This window comes from Neptunicella marina (assembly GCF_014270035.1).
GTDB lineage: Bacteria > Pseudomonadota > Gammaproteobacteria > Enterobacterales > Alteromonadaceae > Neptunicella > Neptunicella marina.
Map to the genome: position 1 here is coordinate 174,260 of NZ_JACNEP010000001.1, position 24,586 is coordinate 198,845.

General features: G+C 44.0%; 25 protein-coding genes. 5 read left to right on the forward strand and 20 right to left on the reverse strand.

All coding sequences use genetic code 11. The features are described from left to right. Nucleotides 1-44: 44 nt before the first annotated feature. Together H8B19_RS18920 and H8B19_RS00840 are read left to right on the forward strand one after the other, a co-directional pair. Nucleotides 45-1,643, forward strand: coding sequence for a methyl-accepting chemotaxis protein (locus tag H8B19_RS18920; RefSeq protein ID WP_186504882.1), 1,599 nt, complete (start codon nucleotides 45-47; stop codon nucleotides 1,641-1,643). Nucleotides 1,644-1,990: 347 nt separating this feature from the next. Further along, nucleotides 1,991-2,392 (forward strand): DUF3718 domain-containing protein, encoded by a 402-nt coding sequence (locus H8B19_RS00840; RefSeq protein ID WP_186504883.1) that lies wholly within the window; start codon nucleotides 1,991-1,993, stop codon nucleotides 2,390-2,392. Nucleotides 2,393-2,480: 88 nt separating this feature from the next. On the opposite strand, the gene H8B19_RS00845 is transcribed toward H8B19_RS00840, so the two are convergent. The 13 genes from H8B19_RS00845 to H8B19_RS00905 all read right to left on the reverse strand — a co-directional run bounded on the left by H8B19_RS00845 (nucleotide 2,481) and on the right by H8B19_RS00905 (nucleotide 13,640). Then, the gene (locus tag H8B19_RS00845; RefSeq protein ID WP_186504884.1) at nucleotides 2,481-2,801 is read right to left on the reverse strand and encodes an ArsR/SmtB family transcription factor; all 321 of its coding nucleotides are present in this window, start codon (nucleotides 2,799-2,801) and stop codon (nucleotides 2,481-2,483) included. Next, on the reverse strand, nucleotides 2,798-3,241 hold the full coding sequence (locus H8B19_RS00850; RefSeq protein ID WP_186504885.1) for an SRPBCC domain-containing protein: 444 nt from the start codon (nucleotides 3,239-3,241) through the stop codon (nucleotides 2,798-2,800). Before H8B19_RS00850 ends, H8B19_RS00845 begins: the two co-directional genes overlap by 4 nt. A 421-nt stretch (nucleotides 3,242-3,662) precedes the next feature. Then, entirely contained in the window at nucleotides 3,663-4,424 is a 762-nt protein-coding gene (locus H8B19_RS00855; protein ID WP_186504886.1) for a rhomboid family intramembrane serine protease, read from the reverse strand. A gap of 70 nt (nucleotides 4,425-4,494) precedes the next feature. Next, nucleotides 4,495-5,508 (reverse strand): Holliday junction branch migration DNA helicase RuvB, encoded by a 1,014-nt coding sequence (gene ruvB, locus H8B19_RS00860; protein WP_186504887.1) that lies wholly within the window; start codon nucleotides 5,506-5,508, stop codon nucleotides 4,495-4,497. A 4-nt stretch (nucleotides 5,509-5,512) separates the two neighbouring features. Then, nucleotides 5,513-6,133, reverse strand: a complete 621-nt coding sequence (gene ruvA / locus H8B19_RS00865) for a Holliday junction branch migration protein RuvA (RefSeq protein WP_186504888.1) — start codon at nucleotides 6,131-6,133, stop codon at nucleotides 5,513-5,515. 99 nt (nucleotides 6,134-6,232) lie between these two features. Then, nucleotides 6,233-6,754: a crossover junction endodeoxyribonuclease RuvC gene (ruvC, locus tag H8B19_RS00870; protein ID WP_186504889.1), complete on the reverse strand. Its 522-nt coding sequence runs from the start codon at nucleotides 6,752-6,754 to the stop codon at nucleotides 6,233-6,235. 14 nt (nucleotides 6,755-6,768) lie between these two features. Continuing rightward, the gene (aspS, locus tag H8B19_RS00875) at nucleotides 6,769-8,541 is read right to left on the reverse strand and encodes an aspartate--tRNA ligase (protein ID WP_186504890.1); all 1,773 of its coding nucleotides are present in this window, start codon (nucleotides 8,539-8,541) and stop codon (nucleotides 6,769-6,771) included. 160 nt (nucleotides 8,542-8,701) lie between these two features. Beyond that, nucleotides 8,702-10,054, reverse strand: coding sequence for a sigma 54-interacting transcriptional regulator (locus H8B19_RS00880; protein ID WP_186504891.1), 1,353 nt, complete (start codon nucleotides 10,052-10,054; stop codon nucleotides 8,702-8,704). Next, nucleotides 10,044-10,619, reverse strand: coding sequence for a hypothetical protein (locus H8B19_RS00885; RefSeq protein ID WP_186504892.1), 576 nt, complete (start codon nucleotides 10,617-10,619; stop codon nucleotides 10,044-10,046). Before H8B19_RS00885 ends, H8B19_RS00880 begins: the two co-directional genes overlap by 11 nt. Further along, nucleotides 10,616-12,109, reverse strand: coding sequence for an ATP-binding protein (locus H8B19_RS00890; RefSeq protein ID WP_186504893.1), 1,494 nt, complete (start codon nucleotides 12,107-12,109; stop codon nucleotides 10,616-10,618). The genes H8B19_RS00885 and H8B19_RS00890 overlap by 4 nt, the downstream gene beginning before the upstream one ends. Before the next feature lie 21 nt (nucleotides 12,110-12,130). Then, nucleotides 12,131-12,421 (reverse strand): EF-hand domain-containing protein, encoded by a 291-nt coding sequence (locus H8B19_RS00895; RefSeq protein ID WP_241737430.1) that lies wholly within the window; start codon nucleotides 12,419-12,421, stop codon nucleotides 12,131-12,133. Nucleotides 12,422-12,662: 241 nt separating this feature from the next. Continuing rightward, the gene (locus tag H8B19_RS00900; protein ID WP_186504894.1) at nucleotides 12,663-13,109 is read right to left on the reverse strand and encodes a tellurite resistance TerB family protein; all 447 of its coding nucleotides are present in this window, start codon (nucleotides 13,107-13,109) and stop codon (nucleotides 12,663-12,665) included. Between the two features lie 81 nt (nucleotides 13,110-13,190). After that, nucleotides 13,191-13,640 carry a GNAT family N-acetyltransferase gene (locus tag H8B19_RS00905; RefSeq protein WP_186504895.1) on the reverse strand — a complete coding sequence of 150 codons (450 nt, stop codon included), beginning with the start codon at nucleotides 13,638-13,640 and terminating at the stop codon, nucleotides 13,191-13,193. A 164-nt stretch (nucleotides 13,641-13,804) separates the two neighbouring features. Here H8B19_RS00905 and yciH point away from each other — a divergent pair, with 164 nt between their 5' ends. Both yciH and H8B19_RS00915 read left to right on the forward strand, forming a co-directional pair. Then, a complete protein-coding gene (gene yciH, locus H8B19_RS00910; protein WP_186504896.1) occupies nucleotides 13,805-14,131 on the forward strand; it encodes a stress response translation initiation inhibitor YciH in 327 nt (108 codons plus the stop codon). A gap of 23 nt (nucleotides 14,132-14,154) precedes the next feature. Beyond that, entirely contained in the window at nucleotides 14,155-14,955 is an 801-nt protein-coding gene (locus H8B19_RS00915; RefSeq protein ID WP_186504897.1) for a response regulator, read from the forward strand. 64 nt (nucleotides 14,956-15,019) lie between these two features. Here H8B19_RS00915 and acnA read toward each other — a convergent pair whose 3' ends face one another. After that, nucleotides 15,020-17,755 (reverse strand): aconitate hydratase AcnA, encoded by a 2,736-nt coding sequence (gene acnA, locus H8B19_RS00920; RefSeq protein ID WP_338401476.1) that lies wholly within the window; start codon nucleotides 17,753-17,755, stop codon nucleotides 15,020-15,022. Nucleotides 17,756-17,849: 94 nt separating this feature from the next. Between acnA and H8B19_RS00925 the strand changes: the two genes are divergently transcribed. Beyond that, nucleotides 17,850-19,220, forward strand: coding sequence for a class II fumarate hydratase (locus tag H8B19_RS00925; RefSeq protein WP_186504898.1), 1,371 nt, complete (start codon nucleotides 17,850-17,852; stop codon nucleotides 19,218-19,220). Nucleotides 19,221-19,242: 22 nt separating this feature from the next. Here H8B19_RS00925 and H8B19_RS00930 read toward each other — a convergent pair whose 3' ends face one another. The 6 genes from H8B19_RS00930 to H8B19_RS00955 all read right to left on the reverse strand — a co-directional run bounded on the left by H8B19_RS00930 (nucleotide 19,243) and on the right by H8B19_RS00955 (nucleotide 24,581). Next, nucleotides 19,243-19,959, reverse strand: a complete 717-nt coding sequence (locus tag H8B19_RS00930) for a hypothetical protein (protein WP_186504899.1) — start codon at nucleotides 19,957-19,959, stop codon at nucleotides 19,243-19,245. 29 nt (nucleotides 19,960-19,988) lie between these two features. After that, nucleotides 19,989-21,236: an SAM-dependent methyltransferase gene (locus H8B19_RS00935; protein WP_186504900.1), complete on the reverse strand. Its 1,248-nt coding sequence runs from the start codon at nucleotides 21,234-21,236 to the stop codon at nucleotides 19,989-19,991. 65 nt (nucleotides 21,237-21,301) lie between these two features. After that, nucleotides 21,302-22,081, reverse strand: coding sequence for a DUF1365 domain-containing protein (locus H8B19_RS00940; protein ID WP_277816367.1), 780 nt, complete (start codon nucleotides 22,079-22,081; stop codon nucleotides 21,302-21,304). Next, nucleotides 22,082-23,344, reverse strand: a complete 1,263-nt coding sequence (locus H8B19_RS00945) for an NAD(P)/FAD-dependent oxidoreductase (protein ID WP_186504902.1) — start codon at nucleotides 23,342-23,344, stop codon at nucleotides 22,082-22,084. A 2-nt stretch (nucleotides 23,345-23,346) separates the two neighbouring features. Next, nucleotides 23,347-24,132 (reverse strand): SDR family NAD(P)-dependent oxidoreductase, encoded by a 786-nt coding sequence (locus tag H8B19_RS00950; RefSeq protein ID WP_186504903.1) that lies wholly within the window; start codon nucleotides 24,130-24,132, stop codon nucleotides 23,347-23,349. Beyond that, the gene (locus tag H8B19_RS00955) at nucleotides 24,132-24,581 is read right to left on the reverse strand and encodes a nuclear transport factor 2 family protein (protein ID WP_186504904.1); all 450 of its coding nucleotides are present in this window, start codon (nucleotides 24,579-24,581) and stop codon (nucleotides 24,132-24,134) included. Before H8B19_RS00955 ends, H8B19_RS00950 begins: the two co-directional genes overlap by 1 nt. Nucleotides 24,582-24,586 lie beyond the last annotated feature (5 nt).

Genomic DNA, 24,586 nt, shown 5'->3' on the forward strand with positions numbered 1-24,586 from the left:
CCGATGTAAGTAAACCGCTAAATAGTGCTCTTAAGGAATAAAACGTGTCAGGTCTAAAATCCATTAGTTTGAAAATGACATTAGGTTACAGCGCGATCCTGATCTTTAGTTTACTAACGGCTCTGCCACTGATCTCCAGTAGCCAGAATGCTGAGCAAAAACTTACAATATTTGTGGAACAAACCCTGCCTGATTTGGCCAATTTAAGAGAGTTAGCTGAACATATCAAACAGGCAGAGCTCAACGCTTATTTATTGTATGGCTATAGCATCAACATTGAACAATTCCGTGAAGCTCAGGCTGATTTGAATAAAAACATGCAACGAGTATCCAGAGAAGTCAGCATGGATGACAAGAAGCTGATGCTGGAACTTGAGCAATTTAAAAAGCAACTTCAACAAATTGAAAATTTACTGGCCGATAAAGACAATATTGACTGGGACAAAGCTCGAGAACAGCTCGCCACATTGACACAGTCGTCTAACCAGCTAAATACCGAGTTAAAAAAACATACAACTGATTTATCTGCTGCAGCCTCTCAACGTTCAAGCGATATTGTTGACGATATGTCACGTTCAACCTGGTTAATCAGTTTGTTATTGCTGTGTATTGTGATCATTTCAGGCCTGGCATACTTGTTTTCACGCCGAACCATTAGCAGCCCTATCCAGCGACTAGCGGGCGACATTCAGTCTATGGCGGCTAACCGAGACTTAACACGGCCTATTAATATTGAAAGCCAGGACGAAATTGGACAAACCGCTACTCAGCTTAATGAATTTGTAGCAACCTTTCGACGTGGTTTAAATGACGTAGCATCCGCCGTAGAGCATATCAGTCAGACGGTGACCCAACTTGAACACACATCTGATACCAACAATCAGACGGTAATAACGCTCAATCAACAAATCAGTGAAATCCTGACGGTGATGAAAACACTCGAACAACAAATTGTACTGAGCTGCCAACGCTCAGTGGATGCCAGTGAAGCCGCATCATCTGGCGCAAAGCAAGTTAGTCACGGGGCAATTGAAGTTGAAAAAACCGCCAAAGGTATCGCCCAGTTGGCAAAAAATATTGAGTTAACCGCTGACAAGCTGGTATCACTAAAATCAGCGGGAGATTCAATTTCTGGTGTGGTGAGCACCATCGCAGCTATTGCGGAACAAACCAATTTACTGGCCCTTAACGCTGCAATTGAAGCGGCTCGCGCCGGTGAAAGCGGACGAGGTTTTGCGGTGGTAGCCGATGAAGTACGTACGCTGGCAACACGTACTCATAATTCAACCACTGAAATCAATAGTATGCTGGCAGAGATCATTCAACTGATTACCGATGCAGTTTCCACCATGGAAGCCAATCAACAAGAAGCCAGAAACTCAGTTGATCAGGCCGGTGTAACGGTCGATAAACTATCAGAAATTCAGCAAGCCATTATGCATATCAGTAACAGCACATCCGAACTGGCTGATATCAGCAATATTGCCGGTCAGGAAGTTCAGCAAGTCAGTTCAGCTATCGGACAATTTGAAAAACTAGGTAATGATGTAACCCTGAGTAGCGAAGCAAATGGGAACTCCGCTACGGAGCTTGTTAATCAGGCGGCAAAACTGAACCAGTTATTAAAAAGCTATCAACTTTAGCTGAAAATACGGGAGTTGCTACGCCGACTCCCCCGCTTAAACCGTGTTCGAAAAGTACCATAAAATTAATTGCCACTTTTCATCGAATATTTACGACAACCTGACTAAAAATGTAAACAATGCCCAAGTTCCGGACCGCCACTTATCACGACCACGCCCCAAATCACCCCACCGTTCCTCACAATAAATATTTAATATACATTTATTGCTTTATTTTTCAGCTGGTTAGATAAAGTATTTCATATTTACCAACTGTTACATCTCGTCAGGCAACGGCTACAACCTTTTCTTAATTTGTCGCGACAATGAATACAGGCACATCGCCTGACACAAATGAGGAAAGGAAAATGTTTAATCGTAAATTTGCTTTATTCACTTTATGCGTCGCCATGTCGGCAACATCTGTTGCAGGAACCCATTATGTTGCAGGAGACAATTCACGCGCGACACAACTTTGTATTAGCGCGGCATTGGACGCCCCAGTAGCGTTTGTATCAAAACAACGCGAATCCGGCTATTCACTACATTACATCGCCCGAAATGTGACATGTAATGATGTTTCAATTACCAAATTTGCTCAACAAGCAGGTAACAATCGTAATGCAAACCGTATTGCCATGTTTGCACCGGTTAACGCCAGAACAGATATTTTAGATCTGAGTCTGCAACAGAATGAAAAGTCAAAATCGAAACCGCAACTTAATGCAGTTGATAAAACCAATACGCAGATTGTGGTTGTTGGTCGATAAGCCATGTTTTCAATATAAACCAGCAGCAAACAAATTAGTTGCTGCTGGTAGTTTGCAAAATTAAAAAGTTAGCGCAATAACGCAGACATTAATGACCTTGCGGTTTTTCTGCAAAGTCTTTGAGTGCGAGTAAACGGCTCTCCCACTGTCGCTCTAACTTCGCAATAAACTGTTGTGCAATATTTAGCGTTTTGACGTCTAAATGTACTTTGGTTTCACGCCCTTGTTGTTTTAACCTTACCAAATTAACACTTACCAATACCTGCAATTGTTTGCGCGCCCCCTGACGGGTTATACCCAAATCACTTGAAAGTGCGCTAATGGTGTAATCATTACCGTGTGCAAGCCGCTTAATCATTTCCAGCCTAATCGGATCGCCTAACGCTTTATAGATATTTGCTTCATTCATTTAGCGCCTTCTACACTTAACGGCAATCGACTCATCATATGATCCCAGCCCTTACTATTTTGATTAAAACTGTTTTCCATTATATCGGCGGGCAAACTGGCAAATCCAGATTCGGTGAGGATCACTTTGCAACTATTATCACCTGTCGCTTCAACAAAAAATTCAACCAGGGTATTGGGTACGGTTAGTACGTCGCCGTCAAAATTGTGCGCACCGGGCACCCACCGATAAGCAAAATAGTCGTAAGGTTTGGCATCCTTTACATAAATCTGTGTTCGACCACAATCGCCAAACTTAAACACTGTGTACTGGCCTGCAACATAGTTACCTTCTACAGCATCGGGAAACCATTTGACCACTAACTCAGGATTAGCAATTGCCTCATAAACGCGTTTTTGAGAGGCATTGATACTGATTTCTCGTTTAATTTCGTTTTGCATGTCTGTGTCCTTACTGTTTGTAATTTGAACAAGAGTAAAGCATGGCATACAACATTAAGCAACCTTTTGGTTGCATTTTAATATTTAACATTGTCTGCTTTGACGTTAACAACCTGATTTCAATAATGTTTTATTTATATAAAATCCACGAAAAACTAGAGCGTGTTGATCTTTGCAGTATATTTTTGCAACGAGTTGCGCGGTGTTTAAACCATGAAGCACGAATGTGGTGTAGTTGTTCTACATAAATGAGTGCTGAAGCAGTAGAAATGCCGCGCAAACGTTGCCCGAAGGGTTCGTCCTAAACACTTTTTACTCTTTGTTGCTTATTTTTGACGTAATCCATTAGGCCTGCAAATAAGCGCCGCGATTAAAAAGCGTTTAGTTAGAACAAAATTCATACCGCAAAGATCAACACGCTCTAATGACCATGCCTGTCCCTGTGTCTAAGTGCATGATGATGCTCATCATTTACGGCTTTTACCGGGATAAAGTCATCAGACTGCGAGTGAGACTGTTGGGTATGTTGCTCATGTTCACGCTGTGATGGTAATTTCCACTGGTCACCGATGACAGGATCATCCTCTTCCTGTGTATTCTCCCAGCGGTAAGGTTTTATTCTGGGTTTAGGATCATCACGATAAAACAAAAACGCACAGATTGTGCCCGCCATAGCGCCGAAAAAGTGGTACTCAAAAGAGATATGCTCTTCACGCGGGAAGATGGTCATGGTCATGCTGCCATAAAGCAAAAACACTATCATCATGATGGCCACAGAGCGTTTATCACGACGCAAAATGCTGGCGACCAACAGGAAAAAGAAAATACCATGGGATAAACCACTGGCGCCAATATGCGTAGCATGGCGGGCGAAACACCAAACGCCAATACCGGATAACAGCCATACGATAGTTATCACTTTAAAGCGCGATTTTGGATAACCATATAACAGCAAGGTACCGAGAATAAGCGTGGGCAGCGTATTGCTAAAAATATGCGAAACGGAACCGTGAATAAGTGGTGCAGCGACAATGCCAAACAATCCTGATAGTTCGAGTGGCTTAACCCCAAACACGGATAAGTCCCAGCCCCAAAATAGTTCTCCCAGTTTTACCCACCACATCACACACACAAATAACAGTGTCAGATAAAGGCTGTTTTTAAATCGCTGACTGCGTTGCATTAACCTGTCCCAATATTGAATTAATACTTATATGGGGACAGGCTGATGGCTTAAAAGAGTAGAAGAATGATTAAATTTGTGGCGGATTAAAATCAAATCCAAAGTGCAGGAAGGCACGTTGTGTAGCAATGCGCCCGCGTGGTGTGCGCTGCAAAAAGCCCTGCTGAATTAAAAAGGGTTCAATGACATCTTCAATGGTATCGCGCTCTTCACCGATAGCGGCCGCGAGATTATCTAAACCAACGGGGCCGCCGCTGAATTTATCGATAATGGCGGTGAGCAGTTTGCGATCCATATAATCAAAGCCTTCACTATCCACATCCAGCATATCCAAAGCGCTGGCGGCCACATCGTCATTGATCATGCCATTGGATTTAATCTGCGCGTAGTCACGCACTCTGCGCAATAGGCGGTTGGCAATACGCGGAGTACCGCGTGAACGACGGGCAATTTCGGTCGCGCCTTCATCACCAATATGCTGATCTAAAAAGCTCGCAGAACGACTGATGATTTTGGTTAAATCCTTGATGTTATAAAACTCAAGGCGCTGCACTATGCCAAAACGGTCGCGCAGTGGTGAGGTTAACGAACCCGCACGGGTTGTCGCCCCAACCAAGGTAAATGGCGGTAATTCCAGTTTAATGGAACGCGCAGCCGGACCTTCGCCAATCATAATATCCAGTTGATAATCTTCCATGGCCGGATACAAAATCTCTTCAACTACCGGGCTTAAACGATGAATTTCGTCGATAAACAACACATCGTTTTCTTCCAGATTGGTTAAAAGCGCGGCCAAATCACCGGCTTTTTCCAGCACAGGACCCGAGGTGGTTTTAATGTTCACGCCCATTTCATTAGCAACGATGTAAGCTAATGTGGTTTTCCCCAGCCCTGGTGGGCCAAAAATGAGTAGATGATCCAGCGCATCGCTGCGTTGGCGTGCCGCTTCAATAAAAATCTCCATTTGCGCGCATACATGCTGCTGGCCGGTATAATCGGCTAGAAATTTAGGCCGAATCGCGCGGTCTATCGCATCATCTTCACGACTGGCTTGGGGTTGGATCAGTCTGTCTGCTTCAATCATAAAATTATGCCATCGCTCTTAAGGCTTCACGGATCAGCTGCTCACTGGTCATCTCATCCTGATACACGGATTTAATCACTTGCAACGCCTGCGCTTGTTTGTAACCCAGAGCCAATAATGCACTTAAGGCTTCCTGTTTAGCATCATCCATTGCGCCCAATACCACCACAGACTCATTATTAGCCGGCATTGGCGCGCCGCCTTCTGCTATAACAGGTTGCAGATTTTTCAGTCTGTCACGCATTTCTACCACTAAGCGCTCAGCTGTCTTTTTACCTACGCCCGGTAATTTAACCAGTGCGGTGACATCTTCATAATTCACGCACTGGATAAACTGCTCTGCCGACATGCCCGACATAATAGTCAGTGCCAGTTTTGGCCCCACGCCATTGGCTTTAATTAACTCGCGGAATAAAGCTCGTTCTGTTTTGTTGGCAAAACCATAGAGTAATTGGGCATCTTCTCGCACTACAAAATGGGTATAGATTATCGCTTCCTGACCGGCATCAGGTAACTGATAAAAGCTGGTCATGGGTACCTGAATTTCATACCCCACACCTGCGGCTTCAACTAATACTTCTGGTGCTTGTTTTTCGATGACGACACCACGAATTCTACCGATCACACACTACCCTTTTCATTGGATTTTTTAGATTTACAGGCAAGACTACTGTATATAAACACATTGTCAATAGATGACAAGCAAGGGACAAGAATTGAGGTGTTAACGTAACCGACCGCGCACGGTTTTTGTGGCATGGCCTGCCATATTAATCAGGCTCTGGAAACTATGTGCATGACATAACGCCACAGCTAACGCATCGGCAGCATCAGCTTGCGGCGTGCCGGGCAGCTTTAATAAATGTTTTACCATGTGCTGCACCTGCGTTTTATCCGCAGCACCTTTGCCAACAACAGCTTGTTTGATTTGGCGTGCAGAATATTCGGCTACATCAATTTCATGATTTGTCGCGGCGACAATGGCAGCACCACGCGCTTGGCCAAGTTTAAGCGCAGAATCGGGATTACGCGCCATAAAGACTTGCTCTATGGCGAATAAATCAGGCCGATATTGTTCGATGATCTGGCTGACACCAGCATAGATTTTTTGTAAACGCACCGGTAAGGCATCGCTGCCCAGCCGGATACATCCACTGCCAAGGTATTCGACTTTGCTACCTACATGGCGAATAACGCCATAACCGGTCAGTCGTGAGCCCGGGTCAATACCAAGAATAACGGCCATACGGTAAAAACCGCTTAAGCGTTATCCTGCTCATCAGTCACTGTTGATGCAATCGCCAGTTCCTGTAACTGTTCTGCGCTGGCGATTCCCGGTGCATCAGTTAATGGGCAGGCAGCTGTGGTGGTTTTGGGGAAGGCCATTACATCACGAATCGAGGTTGCACCTGTCATTAACATCACCATACGATCTAAACCAAATGCTAAACCAGCATGTGGCGGTGTACCGTATTGCAGTGCGTCTAACAGAAAGCCAAATTTGCTGCGTGCTTCTTCTTCATCAATACCCAGAATATTAAACACGGTTTGTTGCATCTGCTGATCGTGGATACGCACCGAACCACCACCTAATTCACAGCCATTTAATACCATATCGTAGGCATTGGAAATGGCATTTGCAGGGTCTGCGGCGAGTTGCTCAGGTGTCAGGTCCCGAGGAGAGGTAAATGGATGGTGTAGCGCATACATTTCGCCATCGACTTCTTCAAACATGGGGAAATCAACAACCCATAGTGGTTTCCATTCACCTTGTAACAGATTTAAATCTTCACCCAGTTTTAAACGTAAAGCGCCCATACTTTCGGTGACTACGCTGTAAGAATCTGCACCAAACAACAGAATGTCGCCATTTTTAGCGTTAGTGACTTCCAACAATGCTTTCGCTACATCTTCATTCAGGAATTTAAGAATGGGCGACTGCAAGCCATCAAGACCTGCATCGATGTCGTTTACCTTCATCCATGCCAGACCTTTAGCACCATAAATGCCGACAAACTTGCCGTAATCGTCGATTTGCTTACGGGACAATTCTGCACCCCCAGGTACACAAATAGTCACAGCACGACCTTTTGGATCATTCGCCGGGCCAGAGAACACTTTAAAATCAACGTCTTTAACAATGGCCGCAACGTCAGTAAAAACTAATGGGTTACGTAAGTCGGGTTTATCGCTACCGTATAGACGCATGGCTTCAGCGTAGGTCATACGTGGAAAATCACCTAAATCCACATTGAGTAAATCGTTGAACAAACCACGGATCATGTCCTCAGTAATTGCCATCACGCCATCAGCATCCAGGAAGGTGGTTTCAATATCAATTTGGGTAAATTCAGGCTGACGATCAGCACGTAAATCTTCGTCACGGAAACATTTTACGATTTGATAATAACGGTCCATGCCCGACATCATCAGCAGTTGTTTGAACAATTGCGGAGATTGAGGCAGTGCGAAAAAACGGCCTTTGTGAGTACGGCTTGGTACCAAATAATCACGCGCACCTTCAGGTGTGGCTTTAGTCAGCATGGGTGTTTCGATATCAAGGAAACCATTATCTTCCAGATAACGACGCACCGCACCAGTCACTTTTGCACGGAATTTTAAACGCTCACTCATAATTGGGCGACGTAAGTCTAAATAACGGTATTTTAAACGCTGCTCTTCAGAGTTTTCCTGATTGAAATCCAGTGGCAGCGGTGCTGATTTATTTAAAATTGTCAGCTCTTTACCCAGAATCTCGATTTCACCGGTGGACATATCTTTGTTGATTTGCCCTTCAGGACGCGCACGTACTAAACCGGTCAGCTGCACACAATATTCATTACGTACTTTGTTGGCTGTTGCAAAAACATCTTCTAAATCAGGATCATAAACAACCTGCACTATGCCTTCACGGTCGCGCAAATCGAGAAAGATAACACCACCTAAATCGCGACGGCGATTTACCCAACCGCAAAGTGTTACTGTTTGACCTACAAAAGAAGCGTTAATGTTGCCGCAATAATCTGTGCGCATGAAAAAATCCTATTATCCGGCCTCAATGCCGTACTAAACCACGGGGAACAGCCATGCTGTTTTTGCCCTATTTAAGAAGCGCAATATTATACTCAAACGAGTTGAAGATGCGAGTGCACAAAGCAGCACTCGCCAATTGATCGAACAAAATTTGCGAGTGTTATTCGCTCACACTCGACTGAGCTTTAATATCAGCGGTACTTAACTGATGTTTTTTGAGCAGCTTATGCAAATCGGTGCGATTTCGTCCGGCCAAATCTGCGGCACGAGTTACGTTACCATCGGCCATTTTAAGCACTTTTAACAGATACTGGCGTTCGAAGGCATCACGCGCGTCACTTAAGCTTGGCCAGATACATCCTGATTCTGATAACGCCTGCTCTACCATATGTCGGCCAATTATCGGACTTTGGGTTAATGCCACACACTGTTCAACCACATTCACCAGCTGGCGGACGTTACCCGGCCATGACGCTGTGGTCAGCATTTGCATCGCATCATCTGAAAAACGGTTTACTTTCACACCCTGACGTTCTGCGCTGGTTTGCAACATATGCCGGGCTAAAACAGGTATATCTTCAGCCCGTTGCTGCAAACTAGGCAACTGCAAGTTCACGACATTCAGACGATAATACAAATCTTCCCGGAACTGCCCTTCTTTCATTGCCGCATCAATATCACGGTGCGTTGCAGAAATAACCCGTACATCAATTGAGATATGTTTGCTTGAGCCAACCGGTCGAATCTGCTGTTCCTGCAATGCACGTAATAGCTTGACCTGCAAATGCATCGGCATATCACCGATTTCGTCTAACAGTAACGTGCCTTTATCCGCTTGCTGGAATAAGCCCTGATGGTCTGATATCGCACCGGTAAAGGCGCCTTTTGCATGACCGAATAATTCAGACTCAAGTAAATTTTCTGGGATAGCCCCGCAGTTTATCGCCACAAAAGGCTGATCTTTACGTGGACTGGCTTTATGAATGGCTTTTGCAAGTAACTCTTTCCCGGTACCGCTGGCTCCGGTTAGCAGCACACTCACATTACGTTGCGCTACCCGATAAGCTTGTTCCAGCAAATTTTCCATGGTGCTGCTACGGGTGATAATGTCTTCGCGCCAGGCATCATGATTACTAAAGTGACTCACTTCAAGCGCACTTTCGATCGTACTTCTGAGTTGATCATGATCAATCGGTTTGGTTAAAAAACCATGCACACCACTTTGTGTAGCGGTAACGGCCTCATTTATCGAACCGTGGGCGGTCATGATAATGACGGGGATCCCTGCGTGTTTACGTACAATTTCATCAAATAAAGTCATGCCGTCCATGCCCGGCATACGTAAATCGCTAAGCACCAGATCAAAGCTGGCATCCTGTAAATTACGCAATGCCTGCTCACCATCACTGGCGGTGGACACGTCATGCCCCTCACCTTCTAAACGCAAACTTAATAAGCGCAATAAACTGGGATCATCATCTACTACTAATATGCGGGCGCTGTTAGCCTTCATCCTGTTGTTCCTTTTCGCTTAAACTGGTTTCGATATTCATTAATTGTTCAATTTGGTCCTGTTGTTGCTGATGTTGTTGCTCAAGCTGTTCAATCTGTAACTTTTGTTCATCTATGGTTTGCGACTGCCGTGCGTTAATTTTTCCCAGCGTGACCAATGCCGATTCAAACTCAAGCAACTTTTGACTGGGTTGCAATACCCAAACTGACATCAAAGCCGACATCATTTTAGGTAATGCAGGTTTGAGTTCATTTAACTGATTCTGTGCCCGCAGACGACTTTGATACGGTGTAGTGGTATTTTGACTTAATATGATTTTTTTTAAGGTATTCACTTTTGAATCACTTAATGTGGCAATGCGTTTTTTTCTTTCTGGCCAACTCAAATTATCTATTTTTTGACGGTAATTAAACCACCCCAGCAAATTACAGGGTTCATCGGATAAATTTAACTTATCACTATCTGCACAGGCATAACTTATTTCCGCAGGCTCACGGCCCTCAAGGGGTAACAATTGACAACCCGCCAACAAGGTTAATAAGCCGCAGGTTAATATTATTCTCATTCTGTTCCCTTGTTGTTGGGTAATAGTATACGCACACTAAACTGCCGGGGATCACCGGGCACGATGTGAGCACCACCGCCCATCATACGTGCGCAATCCGCAACGATAGACAAACCTAAACCTGAACCAGATAAACCATCGTTACGCTGACTATGTTCACCACGCTGAAAAGGCTGAAATAATTGTTCTGCACTATCAGTATCCCATGTCCGACAAGCATTACTGACGGTAAGACAATAATGAGAATCCTGCTGGGTTAACTCAATATCAATGGCTGAATCCGCTAAGCCATACGCCACGGCATTATTGATCAGGTTATCCAAAATGCGTTGCAAAAGTTGTTCATCGGCAAATAACCGCTTAATTTGTAAATCCAGTTGTAAATACTGTTTATTTTGCGCGACGGATAATTTGTGCCGTTCAGATATTTGTTCAAATAAATCAGCTACATTAATCCATCCCGGTTTAGCATTGCTCTGCTGCAATAAACGGTTGTAATCCAGCAATTGTTCAACTAATTGGGTTAACCGTTTGGCACCAATATCCAGTAGTGATACCACTTCCTGCTGTTTTTCCGATAAAGGCCCTACAACCTCGTCACTCAGTAACGAGCAACCTTCACGAATACTGGCCAATGGTGTTTTAAGTTCGTGTGATGCATGACGCAACATTGCATGGCGTATAGACTCCAGGTGAGTTAAACGTTTTGCCAGCCAGCGTAAGCGAGTGTCCAAATCAACCAGTTCACGAGGATAATTAAACTCCATTGCTGGCAAATTGGCATTTTGATTGCCAATTGCACGAATAAGACGTTCCAGTTTTGATACAGGTTTTACCACCACCTGACTGGCAGCCCACACCAACATCATTGTAATAATTACCAAAATAAGCGTCTGCCAGGTAATTTCCTCACGGGTTTGCAATACATGTTGGCGCTGCTGATCCAAACTGGCATCAAGTTGCGCTGACGCAGCATCGGTAAAATTGACCAGTAACTGACGGAATTGTCGTAACTCAAGATCTACCGATTGCGTATCGAGCTCTGCATCCAGATTAACAATCTGTTGTAAATGGTGGCGAATTTCCACACACAAGTGAGATAAATCGGTTTTATTACAGCTGTTAGTCAACGCACCGCTAAACAAGCGTGTGTAGTTTTGGATAACGGGTAACAAATCAGGATTATTTAACACCCGGTATTGACGGACAAGGCGTTCTATATCGTTAGCATTGTCCTGTAGTGACTCTACAGAGCGGGTTAAATCCACGGCATGGCGCGCTTGTGTGACGGCCAGATTCCCCAGATCACTCAACATACGCTGATTTTGCCAAAGCAAAACGCCCAGCGGTAACAGCGCAAACATAAAACTGACTAAGGTTAGTTGTCGTAGCGAACCCAGACGCAATTGCATACTTTTATCTAGCTGTCCTTTTGCCTGTAAACATACAGGTACTGCATCCAAATGAAAAGCCGAACGCTGCAAGCTCACTCAGATTCGGCTATCACTTAATTAACTATCACTTCCTTGCAAAAATGACTGGGCTTTATCCATTTCAGCCTGACTCAACTGACCATCGCCATTGGTATCAATTTTACCAAATGACGCCAGTAACACAGGGTCGGCCATGGCTTCTTTGATCGTTAATTTACCGTCTTCATCCTGATCCAGCCTGGCAATCCAATGATTAACTGCGGCAACCTTTTCCGGACTAACTTTTGGTGCATCAGGCATTTTTTCGTTGTCAGCAAACACCATGCTGGTCACTGTTAACAATCCACTTATTAATACGACTTTGTTCATCCTAATCTCCCAGCTTACACGTCGTTTCACCACTATGGTGAGTAACGTGTTTATAACTAATCAAAGTTAGTGCCAAGAATATATTTTTATTTAAAATCAATTATATACGTTAGATTTAGATGTAAAAAAGGTGATGAGAACACAGAAGCTGTAGCAAATTTGCAACAGCTCCTGCAAAGGAAAAGAAAATATATTTAATTTCAGTTAGTTACGGTGTCGTTAAAAAGTATCTTATTCACAATCAGGCTGGAACTACCTTTAACTTAGCCTGAATGTAATCACTATGATTCAGATAGATTAGATCAGAAATTTTACGGATAAGCAGTTCTTCATGACCATCCAGAGCTTGATCAGCATAAGCCAGCTGCCAAAGCTGCAAAATAAACTGCTGTTTTTGCTCCCGGCTACATTGCTCGTTGATTACGCGTGTATATTGAACCATATCAACCGCTTCTTCAGCGTAATCTTTAGCTGATTGCATTAATTCATTTAATTCATCAGTTGAGAGACTAAAAGAATCTGAGAGTAATTGACGTAACAGGGTTAACTCTTGCTCATCTATTTTATGATCTGCACGAATGATTTCGTAAAACATGACTGCGGTGGCAATTTTAAGAGTGTGCTCAGATGAGGATTGCTGAGACGGATTGAGATTCTGTTCAAACCAACGTAAAAGCTTGTTGAGCAAAAGAGTCTCCTTTTTCTTTAACATGAAATCATAATAAGTGTGAGTGACAGGAACCGGAATGGTTCCCATCAGGTTTAAACACTATTTATTCTGATACATAAAATATTCACACTCTTGCATACCAAGTGCCTGATAGGTTTTCTGCGCAGCGATATTTTCTTTTTCCACATACAAACGGAATCCGCACACACCCGTTTGTTTTTCTGCCAGAGCTTTAACTTCATTATACAGAGCAGTATATAAACCCTGACGTCGAAAATCCGGCATTACGTACACACTTTGAATCCACCAAAACAGACCATTACGCCAGTCGCTCCATTCGTAGGTCACCATTAATCCAGCCGCTATCTCGCCATCAGTCTCAGCCACTAAATAAAAGCCATACTCCGGTTGATTAATTAACCTTGCTACGCCTTGCGTCAAAGTGTCTTTATCCAGCACTTTACCTTCGGTTTCATGCGCCATCGCCTGGTTAAAATTTACCAAAGCATTGATATCATCAGGAGTCGCACGGCGAATTGTTGTTGTCATAATTATCTCTCTTTATCTTTTAGGTTTAATAATGGTGGCTGAATCGATAATTTCAATCCTGAAAATGTGATAACTTTTCATACAGTTTTACGTTGATAAACATAGGCATAGCAGCAAATTTTTACTAAAATCCCTCCTTTAAATAATATGCGTAGAGAGCGTCAATGAAAGACTCAAACAGCCAACTGGTATACAGCACGGATGGCGGAAGAATTGAGGAGCCCAAACAGCAACAAACGCGTCTTAAAGGTGACGGAATTATTCGTATACGTCGTGAAACCAAAGGCCGTAAAGGCAAAGGCGTAATCACCATTAGCGGTATAGACAAGGATGATAACGAACTCAAAAAAATCTGTACTGAGCTAAAAAAGAAATGTGGAACCGGTGGAGCCCTGAAAGATGGCATTATCGAAATTCAGGGGGATAACCGTGAAAAAGTGATGGAAATTCTGCAAAAACAGGGTTTTACCGTTAAACTTGCCGGTGGCTAAGCAAAAAATTCAACAGGAATCCAATGGAACATCAAGTCGTTTTATCTGAACTCAGTATTTTGCTGGTTGAGCCGTCCGATACTCAGCAAAAAATCATTTCCGGCATGCTCGAAAAAGAGCAGGTTGGACAAATTATTGCCGTCGGCTCCGTGAGTGATGCATTAGCCGAGCTGGACAAACACGCAGTGGATTTAGTGGTAAGCGCCATGTATTTTGGCGATGGAACCGGGCTGGATTTATTGCAAAAAATGAAAGGGCAATCCAATGCCAACAGCATTCCATTTATGCTGGTATCCAGTGAGTTCAGACAAGCTAAACTGGAAGAATTTAAACAATCAGGTGTGGTGGCCATATTACCTAAACCATTTGAACCGATTCATTTAACACGTGCATTAATGGCAACGCTGGATGTTATCAATACCGTCGAAGTGGATTTGGATTTATTTGATATTGCTGATGTAAGAGTCTTGCTGGTGGATGACAGCCGTTTGGCACGTAATCATATTCGCCGGGTACTTGAAAGTATGGGATTAAGAAACATCAAAGAAGCAGAAAACGGCGCATATGCTGTCACCTGCTTAAAAGATGAAACCTTTGATCTGGTCGTCACAGATTACAATATGCCGGAAATGGATGGTCGTGAACTGGCGGAGTTTATCCGCTTTAATCAGTCCACCTCGCATATTCCTATCATTATGGTGACCTCAGAGGCCAATACCGCCCATATGAGTAACGTACAACAAACCGGGGTAAACGCATTATGTGACAAACCCTTTGAGCCTGCCGAAGTAAGAGAAATGCTGGTACGCTTACTTAATGCCTGATAGTGATTAAAATCCTGAAAGGGTCAGCAACTGCTGACCCTTTTTCATTTTTCAGCGAACACGCTTAACTGGCCAGATTACGCAATACATAATGCAAAATACCGCCATGGCGGTAATAATGGAATTCATTTGGCGTATCTATACGCACGGTTACCTCAAACTCTGTGGTTTTACCCTCGTTAGACGTCGCCATCACTGTTAAGGATTTGCTTTTTGGCGTAACAGGCGCGAAATCAAAAGTTTCTTCGCCGCTTAATCCCAGAGAGTCAGCACTTTCACCCTCTTTAAACTGCAAAGGTAAAATGCCCATTCCCACCAGATTGGAACGGTGAATTCGTTCGTAACTTTGCGCAATCACGGCTTTAACACCCAATAATGAAGGTCCTTTCGCTGCCCAGTCACGAGAACTTCCAGTTCCGTATTCTTTGCCAGCTAATACAATACTTGGCACATTGTGTTGCTGATAATGCATTGCAGCGTCAAATACACTCATCTGTTTTCCATCAGGCATCAGTCGCGTCCAACACCCTTCCGTACCCGGAGCCAGTTGATTTTTCAATCTGACATTGGCAAAGGTACCACGCATCATCACCTCATGATTACCACGTCGGGAACCATACGAGTTAAAATCCTTAGGTGAGACACCTTGCTCCTGTAAATAATTGGCAGCAGGGCTATCAATCGCGATACTGCCCGCTGGCGAAATATGATCGGTAGTAACACTATCGCCCAGTTTAAGTAAGCAGCGCGCCCCTTTAATCTGTTCAACGTCCGGCACCTGCAAAGACATTCCTTCAAAAAATGGAGGACGTTTAACGTAAGTCGAATCCGGCCAGTCGTATATGGCACTTTGTGCAACGTCGAGCGATTGCCAGTCTTCGTTGCCTTTGTATACGTCTGCGTAGCGACTTGTAAACATATCACTGTCTACTACATCCGCTACGGCCTGCTGAATTTCCTTATTTGATGGCCAAATGTCTTTTAAGTACACCGGCGCCCCATTTTTATCTTCTCCCAGAGGCTCTGCGGCTAGATCTGCTTTCATATTTCCTGCCAGCGCGTATGCAACAACCAGCGGTGGTGACGCCAGATAATTTGCCTGAATCTCTGGGTGAATACGGCCTTCAAAATTACGATTACCCGAAAGCACCGACGTTACCGACAGATTGCCCGTATGAATTGCTTCACTGATCTCATCAGGTAATGGTCCTGAGTTACCTATACAGGTAGTGCAACCATAGCCAACCAACTGGAAGCCGAGCGCATCTAAATCCTGATTTAAACCGGCTTTGTGCAGATAATCGGTTACAACCTGCGAGCCCGGCGCAAAACTGGTTTTAACCCAGGGTTTAACCGACAACCCTTTTTCGCGGGCGTTACGCGCCAATAAGCCGGCGGCGACCAATACCGACGGATTTGAAGTGTTAGTACAACTGGTAATGGCGGCAATGACCACTGCACCATCCTGTAACACAAACTCCTCACCACGGAATTCACAAGGCACGCCTGCTTCACCATTTTGTACTGGATTTTGTGGAGACGGATGCCCTCCTTCACTTTCAAATCCAGCTTTGTCCTGTTCATCATCCAGTTGTTGAACCGGAATTTGTGAATCTAACCACTGTTGATAGGCATTGGCGGCTTTATCCAGTGCAATTCGGTCCTGTGGACGTTTAGGACCGGCAATACTGGGAACAACATCGGCTAAATTTAACTGCAGAGTATCGTGATAAACCGCATTTTTCTGACTCTCTGTGCCCCACATATCCATGGCTTTCAGGTAGTGTTCAATTTGCTCACACTGAGCATTTGAGCGCCCGGTAAGTTGCAAATATTGCATGGTTTGCTCATCAATCGGGAAAATGCCACAGGTTGCACCATATTCTGGTGCCATGTTGGCAATGGTGGCACGATCTGCCAGCGACAAATGTTTTACCCCGTCACCATAAAATTCAACAAACTTGCCAACCACACCACGTTTACGCAATTGCTCTGTAACTGTTAAAACCAAATCGGTAGCTGTAGCACCGGCCGGTAACGCACCGCGTAATTCAAACCCGACGATTTCAGGCAGCAACATGGTCACAGGCTGACCTAGCATCGCGGCTTCGGCTTCAATACCACCGACTCCCCAACCTAATACACCTAACCCATTGATCATGGTGGTGTGAGAATCGGTGCCGACTAAAGTATCAGGGTACAACAGCGGCGCATCCTGCTCTGCGTCTGCAAAAACCACTCTGGCCAGATATTCGAGATTGACCTGATGCACTATACCTGTCCCCGGAGGCACAACCTTGAAGTTATCAAAGGCCTGTTGTCCCCAGCGCAAAAACTGGTAACGTTCGCGATTACGCTCAATTTCAATCGCAGTATTTTTTTGCAGCGCATCGTGTACACCAAACACATCTACCATCACAGAGTGGTCAATCACCAGTTCAACAGGATTAAGCGGGTTAATAGCGTCCGCTTTTGCTCCAAGCTCTACAATGGCATCACGCATGGTGGCCAAATCGACCACTGCAGGTACACCAGTAAAGTCCTGTAAAATCACCCGGGAAGGAACAAAAGCAATCTCGGTATCCTGCCAGTTTTCCACATCCCATCTGGCCAGAGTGACAATATCGTCATCATCAACAAATTCCTGATCGGCGTGACGGATTAGATTTTCCAGTAGAATTTTTGCAGCAAATGGCAAACGGCTTAAATCGTACTTTTGCTGTAAAGGGGCAAAACTAAAATAATTAAATGAGGTTTGTGCAACAGAAAGCTGATCCAGCTGTTGATAAGGATTGGCCACGAATGATTACTCCTTTAAAAATTAATTTAGATCACCATCTATTTATTAATCACCGACAAAATAGTTGGTGGCTCACACTATTACTGGAGGCGAAATGACACAATTCAAGGTACAGCATGACAGTATGGGCGACGTTGAAGTACCTGCCAATGTCTATTATCAGGCACAAACCCAGCGGGCACACGATAACTTCACCTTTTCCAATCGCCCCATGGATTCAGCAATCATCGATGCCCTTATCGACATTAAAGCAGCGGCAGCGCACGCCAATAAAGAACTCCGGCAGTTACCTGAATCAATTGCCAACGCGATAATTGAAGCCTGCACACAGGCCAAATCTCTCGACAAAAAACAGCATTTTCCACTGGATGTATTTCAAACTGGTTCAGGCACCAGCTCCAACATGAATGTTAATGAAGTGATATCAACACTGGCCTCAGAAAAATCATCGCTTCAGATACATCCGAATGATCATGTCAATATGGCCCAGAGCAGTAATGACGTGATCCCTACCGCCATTCAAATGGCATCAGTAACAACACTTCAGGCACTGTATAAACAACTGGAGGCTCTGACTGAGCGGCTCCGCAATCTGGCACAACAGCATCAACAGACAGTCAAAAATGGCCGTACCCATTTAATGGATGCCATGCCGGTAACCTTGTCACAGGAATTAACCAGCTGGCAACAACAGCTTATTGCAGCACAAAATGCACTTAAGTTCAGTCAACAGGAACTTTGTCGATTACCCCTTGGAGGCACTGCAGTTGGCAGCGGTATTAATGCCCATCCTGATTTTGCACGACTATGTGTAAAATATTTACAACAGTCAGATCATTCCCTCTGGGAAAACGCCCCTCACCCGGCGCTACTTATGAGCGCTCAGGATCACCAGTTACGACTCATGTCTGCGCTAAAATCACTGGCAGTAGCCTTACTTAAAATCAGCAATGACCTGCGCTGGATGAATTCTGGTCCCATTGGTGGATTACAGGAAATTCAGTTACAGGCATTACAACCCGGTTCTTCTATTATGCCAGGTAAAGTTAACCCGGTGATTCCGGAAGCGGTAGCCATGATCGCCGCCGAAGTCATTGGCAATGAAACCACCGTGACGGTCGCGGCACAATCCGGTAATTTCCAATTAAATGTGATGTTGCCAATTATTGGTGATAAAACCCTGAGCAGTATCAGGTTGCTCAGTAATGCAATGGAAAGCCTGACAAATAAAGTGTTTCAACAATTCAGGGTAAATACGCAGTCGATGCTGCAAACTGTGGCCAGAAATCCGGTGTTAGCCACCGCACTTAATGGTGAAATTGGTTATGAAAAAGCCGCTGTCATAGCTAAAAGAGCGGATAAAGAAGGTAAAACAGTTAAGCAAATTGCACTGGAGGAAACGAATTTATCTGAACAACAACTGGACAAACTTCTCGATCCATTGCATCTGGCACACCCTTACTGAAGCTGTATCATATGGATAACAATCAGGGATAACGGTACTGGATAGTCGCCTGATAATTATGATTAGCCACCTGACCTGTGTCATCCAGCGCTGCGATATTGGTTAACCCCGAAAACCGCAGCAGTCTCTGTTGTTTGTCAAAAACCAGCGTGATGGGATCCACTACCAGTGACACCCAAAAGCTATCCGGTTTTATTTCAAATACCACTGTATCAGCTGACTGATTTAATTTAGATAAGGTAAATTCCACCAGTTTAGCCCGGTCAATGGCCAGAAAATAAAAGGATATGGCGTTGCCCGCAACTAATTGTAACCAGTACTGCTGAATTAAACGTTCAAAACCGGCATCCACCACTACAGGCTTATCACTGGGCAGGGGCAGCTTTTTGCTGGTAAGTTCATCTTTTATACGATAATTAACATACAACTGCTTGTTATCATGCCTCACCTGGGTCTGACTATCATTGCGAAAATCATTAAAGATAAGGTCTGGCATTAATGGCTCATCACCATAAGTTAAGGATTTAATCGCAAACGCTTTATCATCGGTATAAAAATAACTCACGGTTGCATCCACAAGTCGCTGCTTTGAATCAGTTGTTATCTTTAACGATTCACGATAGAGCACTTGTCCCTTGTCCGGGTCTTTGGCAATACCCTCAATCGCCAATTGCTGCTGTGCTTGCAGTGGCAATACGACAAGGGATAACAATACAATAATGACTGGTTTTACTAACATACCAAGCTCTTTTTACCGGAAAATACAACTCAGGCAACAAATGGACGCGCCATTAACACATGGCTGACACCTATGCTGCGTTGATTAAATCCCCCCTGACAATACGCCAGATAGAAATGCCACATACGCATAAACTCATCGTTAAAACCCAGCGCCTTTATTTTATCGCGGTTAACATGGAACGCCTGCTCCCAGCATGCCAGTGTTCTGGCGTAATGTTCGGCATAATCCTGCTGATTGACCAGCCGAAAATCACTGGCATCACGCATGGCAGTAAGTAATGCCTGTACCGATGGCAAAAAACCACCCGGGAAGATATATTTCTGAATAAAATCGACCCGGAATTTGGCTTTTTCATATCGTTGCTCGGCAATCGTTATCGACTGCAGCAGCATCAGCCCACCGGGCTTAATCAACTGATGACAACGTTTAAAAAACACCGGTAAATAACGCCAGCCAATCGCTTCGATCATTTCCACGGATACCAGCTTATCGAATTGACCTTGTAAATCACGATAATCACTTTGTAATAAGGTGATTCTGTCGGTTAACCCCTCTCGTTCAACCCATTGTTTGGCATGCAAGTATTGTTGTTGGGATATGGTTGTGGTGGTTACTTTGCAACCATAATGTTTTGCCGCATAAATCGCCATTGCCCCCCAACCTGTACCAATTTCGAGTAGATGATCTTCTTCACTCAGTTCAAGTTTGTCGCAAATAACTTTAAGTTTGTGTTCGGATGCTTGTTGCATGGTGGCATTTTCATGCGGAAAAATACCGGCCGAGTACATCATGGTCGGGTCAAGAAATAAGCTAAAAAATTCATTACCTAAATCGTAGTGTGCGGCAATATTTCGGCGAGAACCTTTTGGGGTGTTACGGCGATACCAGTGCAGGAGCCTGGCTAATGGCTGTGTAAACAAGGCGGTTATTTTCTCCAGCCCATCTAACGCATCACTGTTGGCCACCAGTAATTCAACTAACGCCACCAGATTTGGGCTGCGCCAGTCCCCACTCATGTAAGATTCCGCTGCACCAATACTGCCACCTAACATCACTTCCACATAAAAATTGTTGTCTGCAACATCAATTTCTGCCACTAAATGCGGATAGTCAGATTGTACACTGCCAAATTGAAATTTTTCGCTACCTTCTTTAACCGTTAGCTGACCAAAACGTAAAGCGTTTAGCTTGGCAAACACCAGTTTACGTGAGACTGACTGAACAAAAGAATTAGAAGACTTACTGGATGTCAGGGATATATCTGAGTTTGCCATTTAGCACTCCATGTTTTGTGTTTTTCCCTTTTACGTACCCGGCAAATATTTGGATCAGAAAAACGTTATTTTTTTAATGGATGAGAGTAAAAAGTTAATCCTTTAAGCCATAAGCGTAATGCGTGCCAGTAAATGCCTAATACAACTTTGGCGGTCATTAATGGAAACCGCCAGATATAACGCCCAACGCCGTCCGATAAAGGAGAAGCATCAAACGAAAATGTCGCAACAAAGTGCTTCTTATGATCACTTTTATGCCAGTTTTCAATACTGACCTGCACATTATTAGCCGGTTGAGTAAGACGCCATTGATAACACATATTCATGGGATGAAAAGGTGACACATGAAAGGCTTTATCGTGCTCATACTGTATGGATTGATTAGGCTTGTCAGAAGGCTCCGTACAGGGAATAACGTAAGCATGGCGTTCATTCCAGGGGGTATTAGACACTTCGGCTAACACTGCACATAATTGATTATTAGCATCAAAACAGTAATATAACGACAGTGGATTAAACACATAGCCCAGAAAACGTGGCTGTGTTAGTACAAATACCTGTTTAATCTCTGGCAACGTTATCTTTGCAGGCCAGTCGCACCTGACCTTGTCAATCACCGCCTGTTTCAACGAAGTATTCTGTGGCGCAAAATAATCACGACGATAAACGCTTAACCAATTAAATTTATTTAACGACAAAAACCGCTGATTCAGACACTGCTGATCAATATCATCAATGTCCAGATACAACATAAACATATCCATACTGATATTATGTTTTTTAGGCACAAACCGCTTATGCAGGACGGTTCCACTGTAAACACAATTTTGTTGTCGCCAGCCCATTTACCAGTCGATCCCCAGCTGCTTAACCACACGGATGGCGCTGTTAACGCCGTCTTCATGAAAACCGTTAAACCAGTATGCGCCACAATAGTGAGTATGTTGCTGATTATTAATTTGGCTAAAACGTTGTTGCGCATCCATCGCATCAAGAGTAAACACAGGATGACTGTAACGATATTGCTTCAATATTTTTGCGGGATCGATATCCTGCGTACGATTCAAAGTAACTAAAATCGGTGTTTTGCATTCGAAGTTTTGCAGTAAATTCATGTAATAGGTCAGCATCGCCATATGAGATGTGTACTGGGGCAGATGATAATTCCAGCTGGCCCACGCCAGATCTTTATTCGGCATAAAACGCCGGTCCGTGTGCAGCACTACATCATTTTCCTGATAACCAATAGCACCCAGCACCGCCTGTTCCTGCATGGTTGGTTGTGCCAGCATAGATAACGCCTGATCACTGTGACATGCCAGAACAACCTCATCAAATTGTTGTTTATGGCCATCGGAAAAACACAAGGTAACCCCCTGTTTGTCACGTTCAATGGTTTTTACCGCACAATTTATGTGAACATTCTGCCTAAACGGAGCAATTAAAGGCTCGACATAACTGCTGGAACCACCGGTCAATACATGCCATACCGGACGATTATTGATACTAAGCAATCCATGGTGCTTGAAGAAACGCAGAAAAAACAACAGCGGGAAATCTCGCATCATGTCAAAAGAAGCTGACCAGATAGCCGCTCCCATAGGAATAATATAATAGTCCTGAAACCAGCGACCATATCCGCCTTGTTGCAGAAACTCTCCTACTGTCTGGCTGGCAGATATATCACCTTTTTCAAGTGCGGCTAACGCGTCACGATTAAAACGCAAAATATCTGCAACCATCTTCCAAAACGCCGGACGTAACAGGTTTCGCCGCTGGGCAAATAAGCTATTGAGGCTGGTGCCACTGTATTCAAGACCGGTATTTTCGCAACGCACACTGAAACTCATATTTGACGTTTCACTTTTAATACCAATCTCGTCCATCAAACGAATAAAGTTAGGATAAGTACGATCATTAAACACAATAAAGCCGGTATTTACCGGATAAATCGTGTCATCAATCTCAATTTGTTCCGTGTGCGTATGACCACCTAAGTAATCGTTGGCTTCAAACAAACTGACCTGATGTTTTTTACTTAAAAGGTACCCCGCAGTTAAACCTGAAATCCCCGAACCCACTACTGCAATCTTTTTACCTGCGGTCATTACTACTTTTCCTTATGTTGTCTGAGTCTGGATAACTTTCCGCCAATAAGCCGTTGCATATTTGCCGGTAAAATCCCTAATAAGCGCAATGGCCAGATTAAGCGTCGTGGAAAGCTAATATTGCACTGGCCTTTTCCCAGTCCTTTAACAATACGTTTTGCTGCTTGTTCTGCGCTAAGTAGAAATGGCATAGGAAAGTCATTAGCGTCTGTAAGGTCAGTTTTGACAAAGCCAGGGTGTACCAATGCCAAATGTAAATTGCGATGTTGTAAGTCTGTAGCTAAAGACTCGACCATATAACTGAGTGCCGCTTTGGACGCACCATAAGCGGCAGCACGGGGCAAGGCAAAATAATGTACGCTGCTGGAGATAAAAACACAGGTTGGCAAACGTTTTTTATCTTCATGTTTTAACAGTGGCATTACCTGTTTAAGCACCGTTAACGGCGCCATAAAATTAAGCTTCATCATATGCTCGAAAGCCGACAAACTGGGTTGCTCACTATCGATATATTCACAACTGCCGGCATTAATAATGACTAAATCCAACTGTGGTATACGATCGGCTATGTCCGCAACGGCACGTTCAACTTGTTCTGGCTGGGTAATATCCAGAGGTAAAGGCTGTACATCCGCCAACGATTGTTGAGACAAATTATTCAGAGCAGCTTCATCCCGGGCAGAAATAAATAACGTCCGACCATCTCTATCAAGTTCGTGAAACAACGCTTTTCCAATCCCCCGGGAAGCCCCTACCAGCCAGATACGGTTAACCTCATTCAATGACATTAGTTCACCATGCGGTTTTTAATTAAAGCAATGGCATGCTTTAACAGCGGGAGATGCTCATACAACATTTGTCCGCCATCAAAATAATCCCGATGAAATGTTATTTTTTGCTCAAACTCCAGATAACTGCAGCCATCCAATATTATGTTTTGTCCCTTGTTTAATCTTGGGTGGGACAGATCCATCCGCCAACGGAGAACAGCTTGAGACTCCTGCATAAAACGTGACAAAAAGGTAAACCGACAATAGGCTACATTTTCATACAAATTAGCACAGTAATGCTTGAAATCATCTCGTCCTTCAATGCGGTGAAACGGATCTTCAAAACACATATTTTGCGCATACACTTCGTCAAACAATTGCGGTTGAAAGCTGATTTTATCGAGCTTTTCAAATAAATTTTCCAGCTTGTGGATCAGCTCACTGGCATGCTGTGGTGAGGGTTGCATAGTCA

Bases quoted from the DNA above. Each gene is read 5' to 3' on its own strand.
- H8B19_RS00840 (WP_186504883.1), top strand. From the start codon at position 1,991: ATGTTTAATCGTAAATTTGCTTTATTCACTTTATGCGTCGCCATGTCG.
- H8B19_RS00845 (WP_186504884.1), bottom strand. From the start codon at position 2,801: ATGAATGAAGCAAATATCTATAAAGCGTTAGGCGATCCGATTAGGCTG.
- H8B19_RS00850 (WP_186504885.1), bottom strand. From the start codon at position 3,241: ATGCAAAACGAAATTAAACGAGAAATCAGTATCAATGCCTCTCAAAAA.
- H8B19_RS00855 (WP_186504886.1), bottom strand. From the start codon at position 4,424: ATGCAACGCAGTCAGCGATTTAAAAACAGCCTTTATCTGACACTGTTA.
- ruvB (WP_186504887.1), bottom strand. From the start codon at position 5,508: ATGATTGAAGCAGACAGACTGATCCAACCCCAAGCCAGTCGTGAAGAT.
- ruvC (WP_186504889.1), bottom strand. From the start codon at position 6,754: ATGGCCGTTATTCTTGGTATTGACCCGGGCTCACGACTGACCGGTTAT.
- aspS (WP_186504890.1), bottom strand. From the start codon at position 8,541: ATGCGCACAGATTATTGCGGCAACATTAACGCTTCTTTTGTAGGTCAA.
- H8B19_RS00880 (WP_186504891.1), bottom strand. From the start codon at position 10,054: ATGAAGGCTAACAGCGCCCGCATATTAGTAGTAGATGATGATCCCAGT.
- H8B19_RS00885 (WP_186504892.1), bottom strand. From the start codon at position 10,619: ATGAGAATAATATTAACCTGCGGCTTATTAACCTTGTTGGCGGGTTGT.
- H8B19_RS00895 (WP_241737430.1), bottom strand. From the start codon at position 12,421: ATGAACAAAGTCGTATTAATAAGTGGATTGTTAACAGTGACCAGCATG.
- H8B19_RS00905 (WP_186504895.1), bottom strand. From the start codon at position 13,640: ATGACAACAACAATTCGCCGTGCGACTCCTGATGATATCAATGCTTTG.
- yciH (WP_186504896.1), top strand. From the start codon at position 13,805: ATGAAAGACTCAAACAGCCAACTGGTATACAGCACGGATGGCGGAAGA.
- H8B19_RS00915 (WP_186504897.1), top strand. From the start codon at position 14,155: ATGGAACATCAAGTCGTTTTATCTGAACTCAGTATTTTGCTGGTTGAG.
- H8B19_RS00925 (WP_186504898.1), top strand. From the start codon at position 17,850: ATGACACAATTCAAGGTACAGCATGACAGTATGGGCGACGTTGAAGTA.
- H8B19_RS00930 (WP_186504899.1), bottom strand. From the start codon at position 19,959: ATGTTAGTAAAACCAGTCATTATTGTATTGTTATCCCTTGTCGTATTG.
- H8B19_RS00935 (WP_186504900.1), bottom strand. From the start codon at position 21,236: ATGGCAAACTCAGATATATCCCTGACATCCAGTAAGTCTTCTAATTCT.
- H8B19_RS00940 (WP_277816367.1), bottom strand. From the start codon at position 22,081: ATGGGCTGGCGACAACAAAATTGTGTTTACAGTGGAACCGTCCTGCAT.
- H8B19_RS00945 (WP_186504902.1), bottom strand. From the start codon at position 23,344: ATGACCGCAGGTAAAAAGATTGCAGTAGTGGGTTCGGGGATTTCAGGT.
- H8B19_RS00950 (WP_186504903.1), bottom strand. From the start codon at position 24,132: ATGTCATTGAATGAGGTTAACCGTATCTGGCTGGTAGGGGCTTCCCGG.
- H8B19_RS00955 (WP_186504904.1), bottom strand. From the start codon at position 24,581: ATGCAACCCTCACCACAGCATGCCAGTGAGCTGATCCACAAGCTGGAA.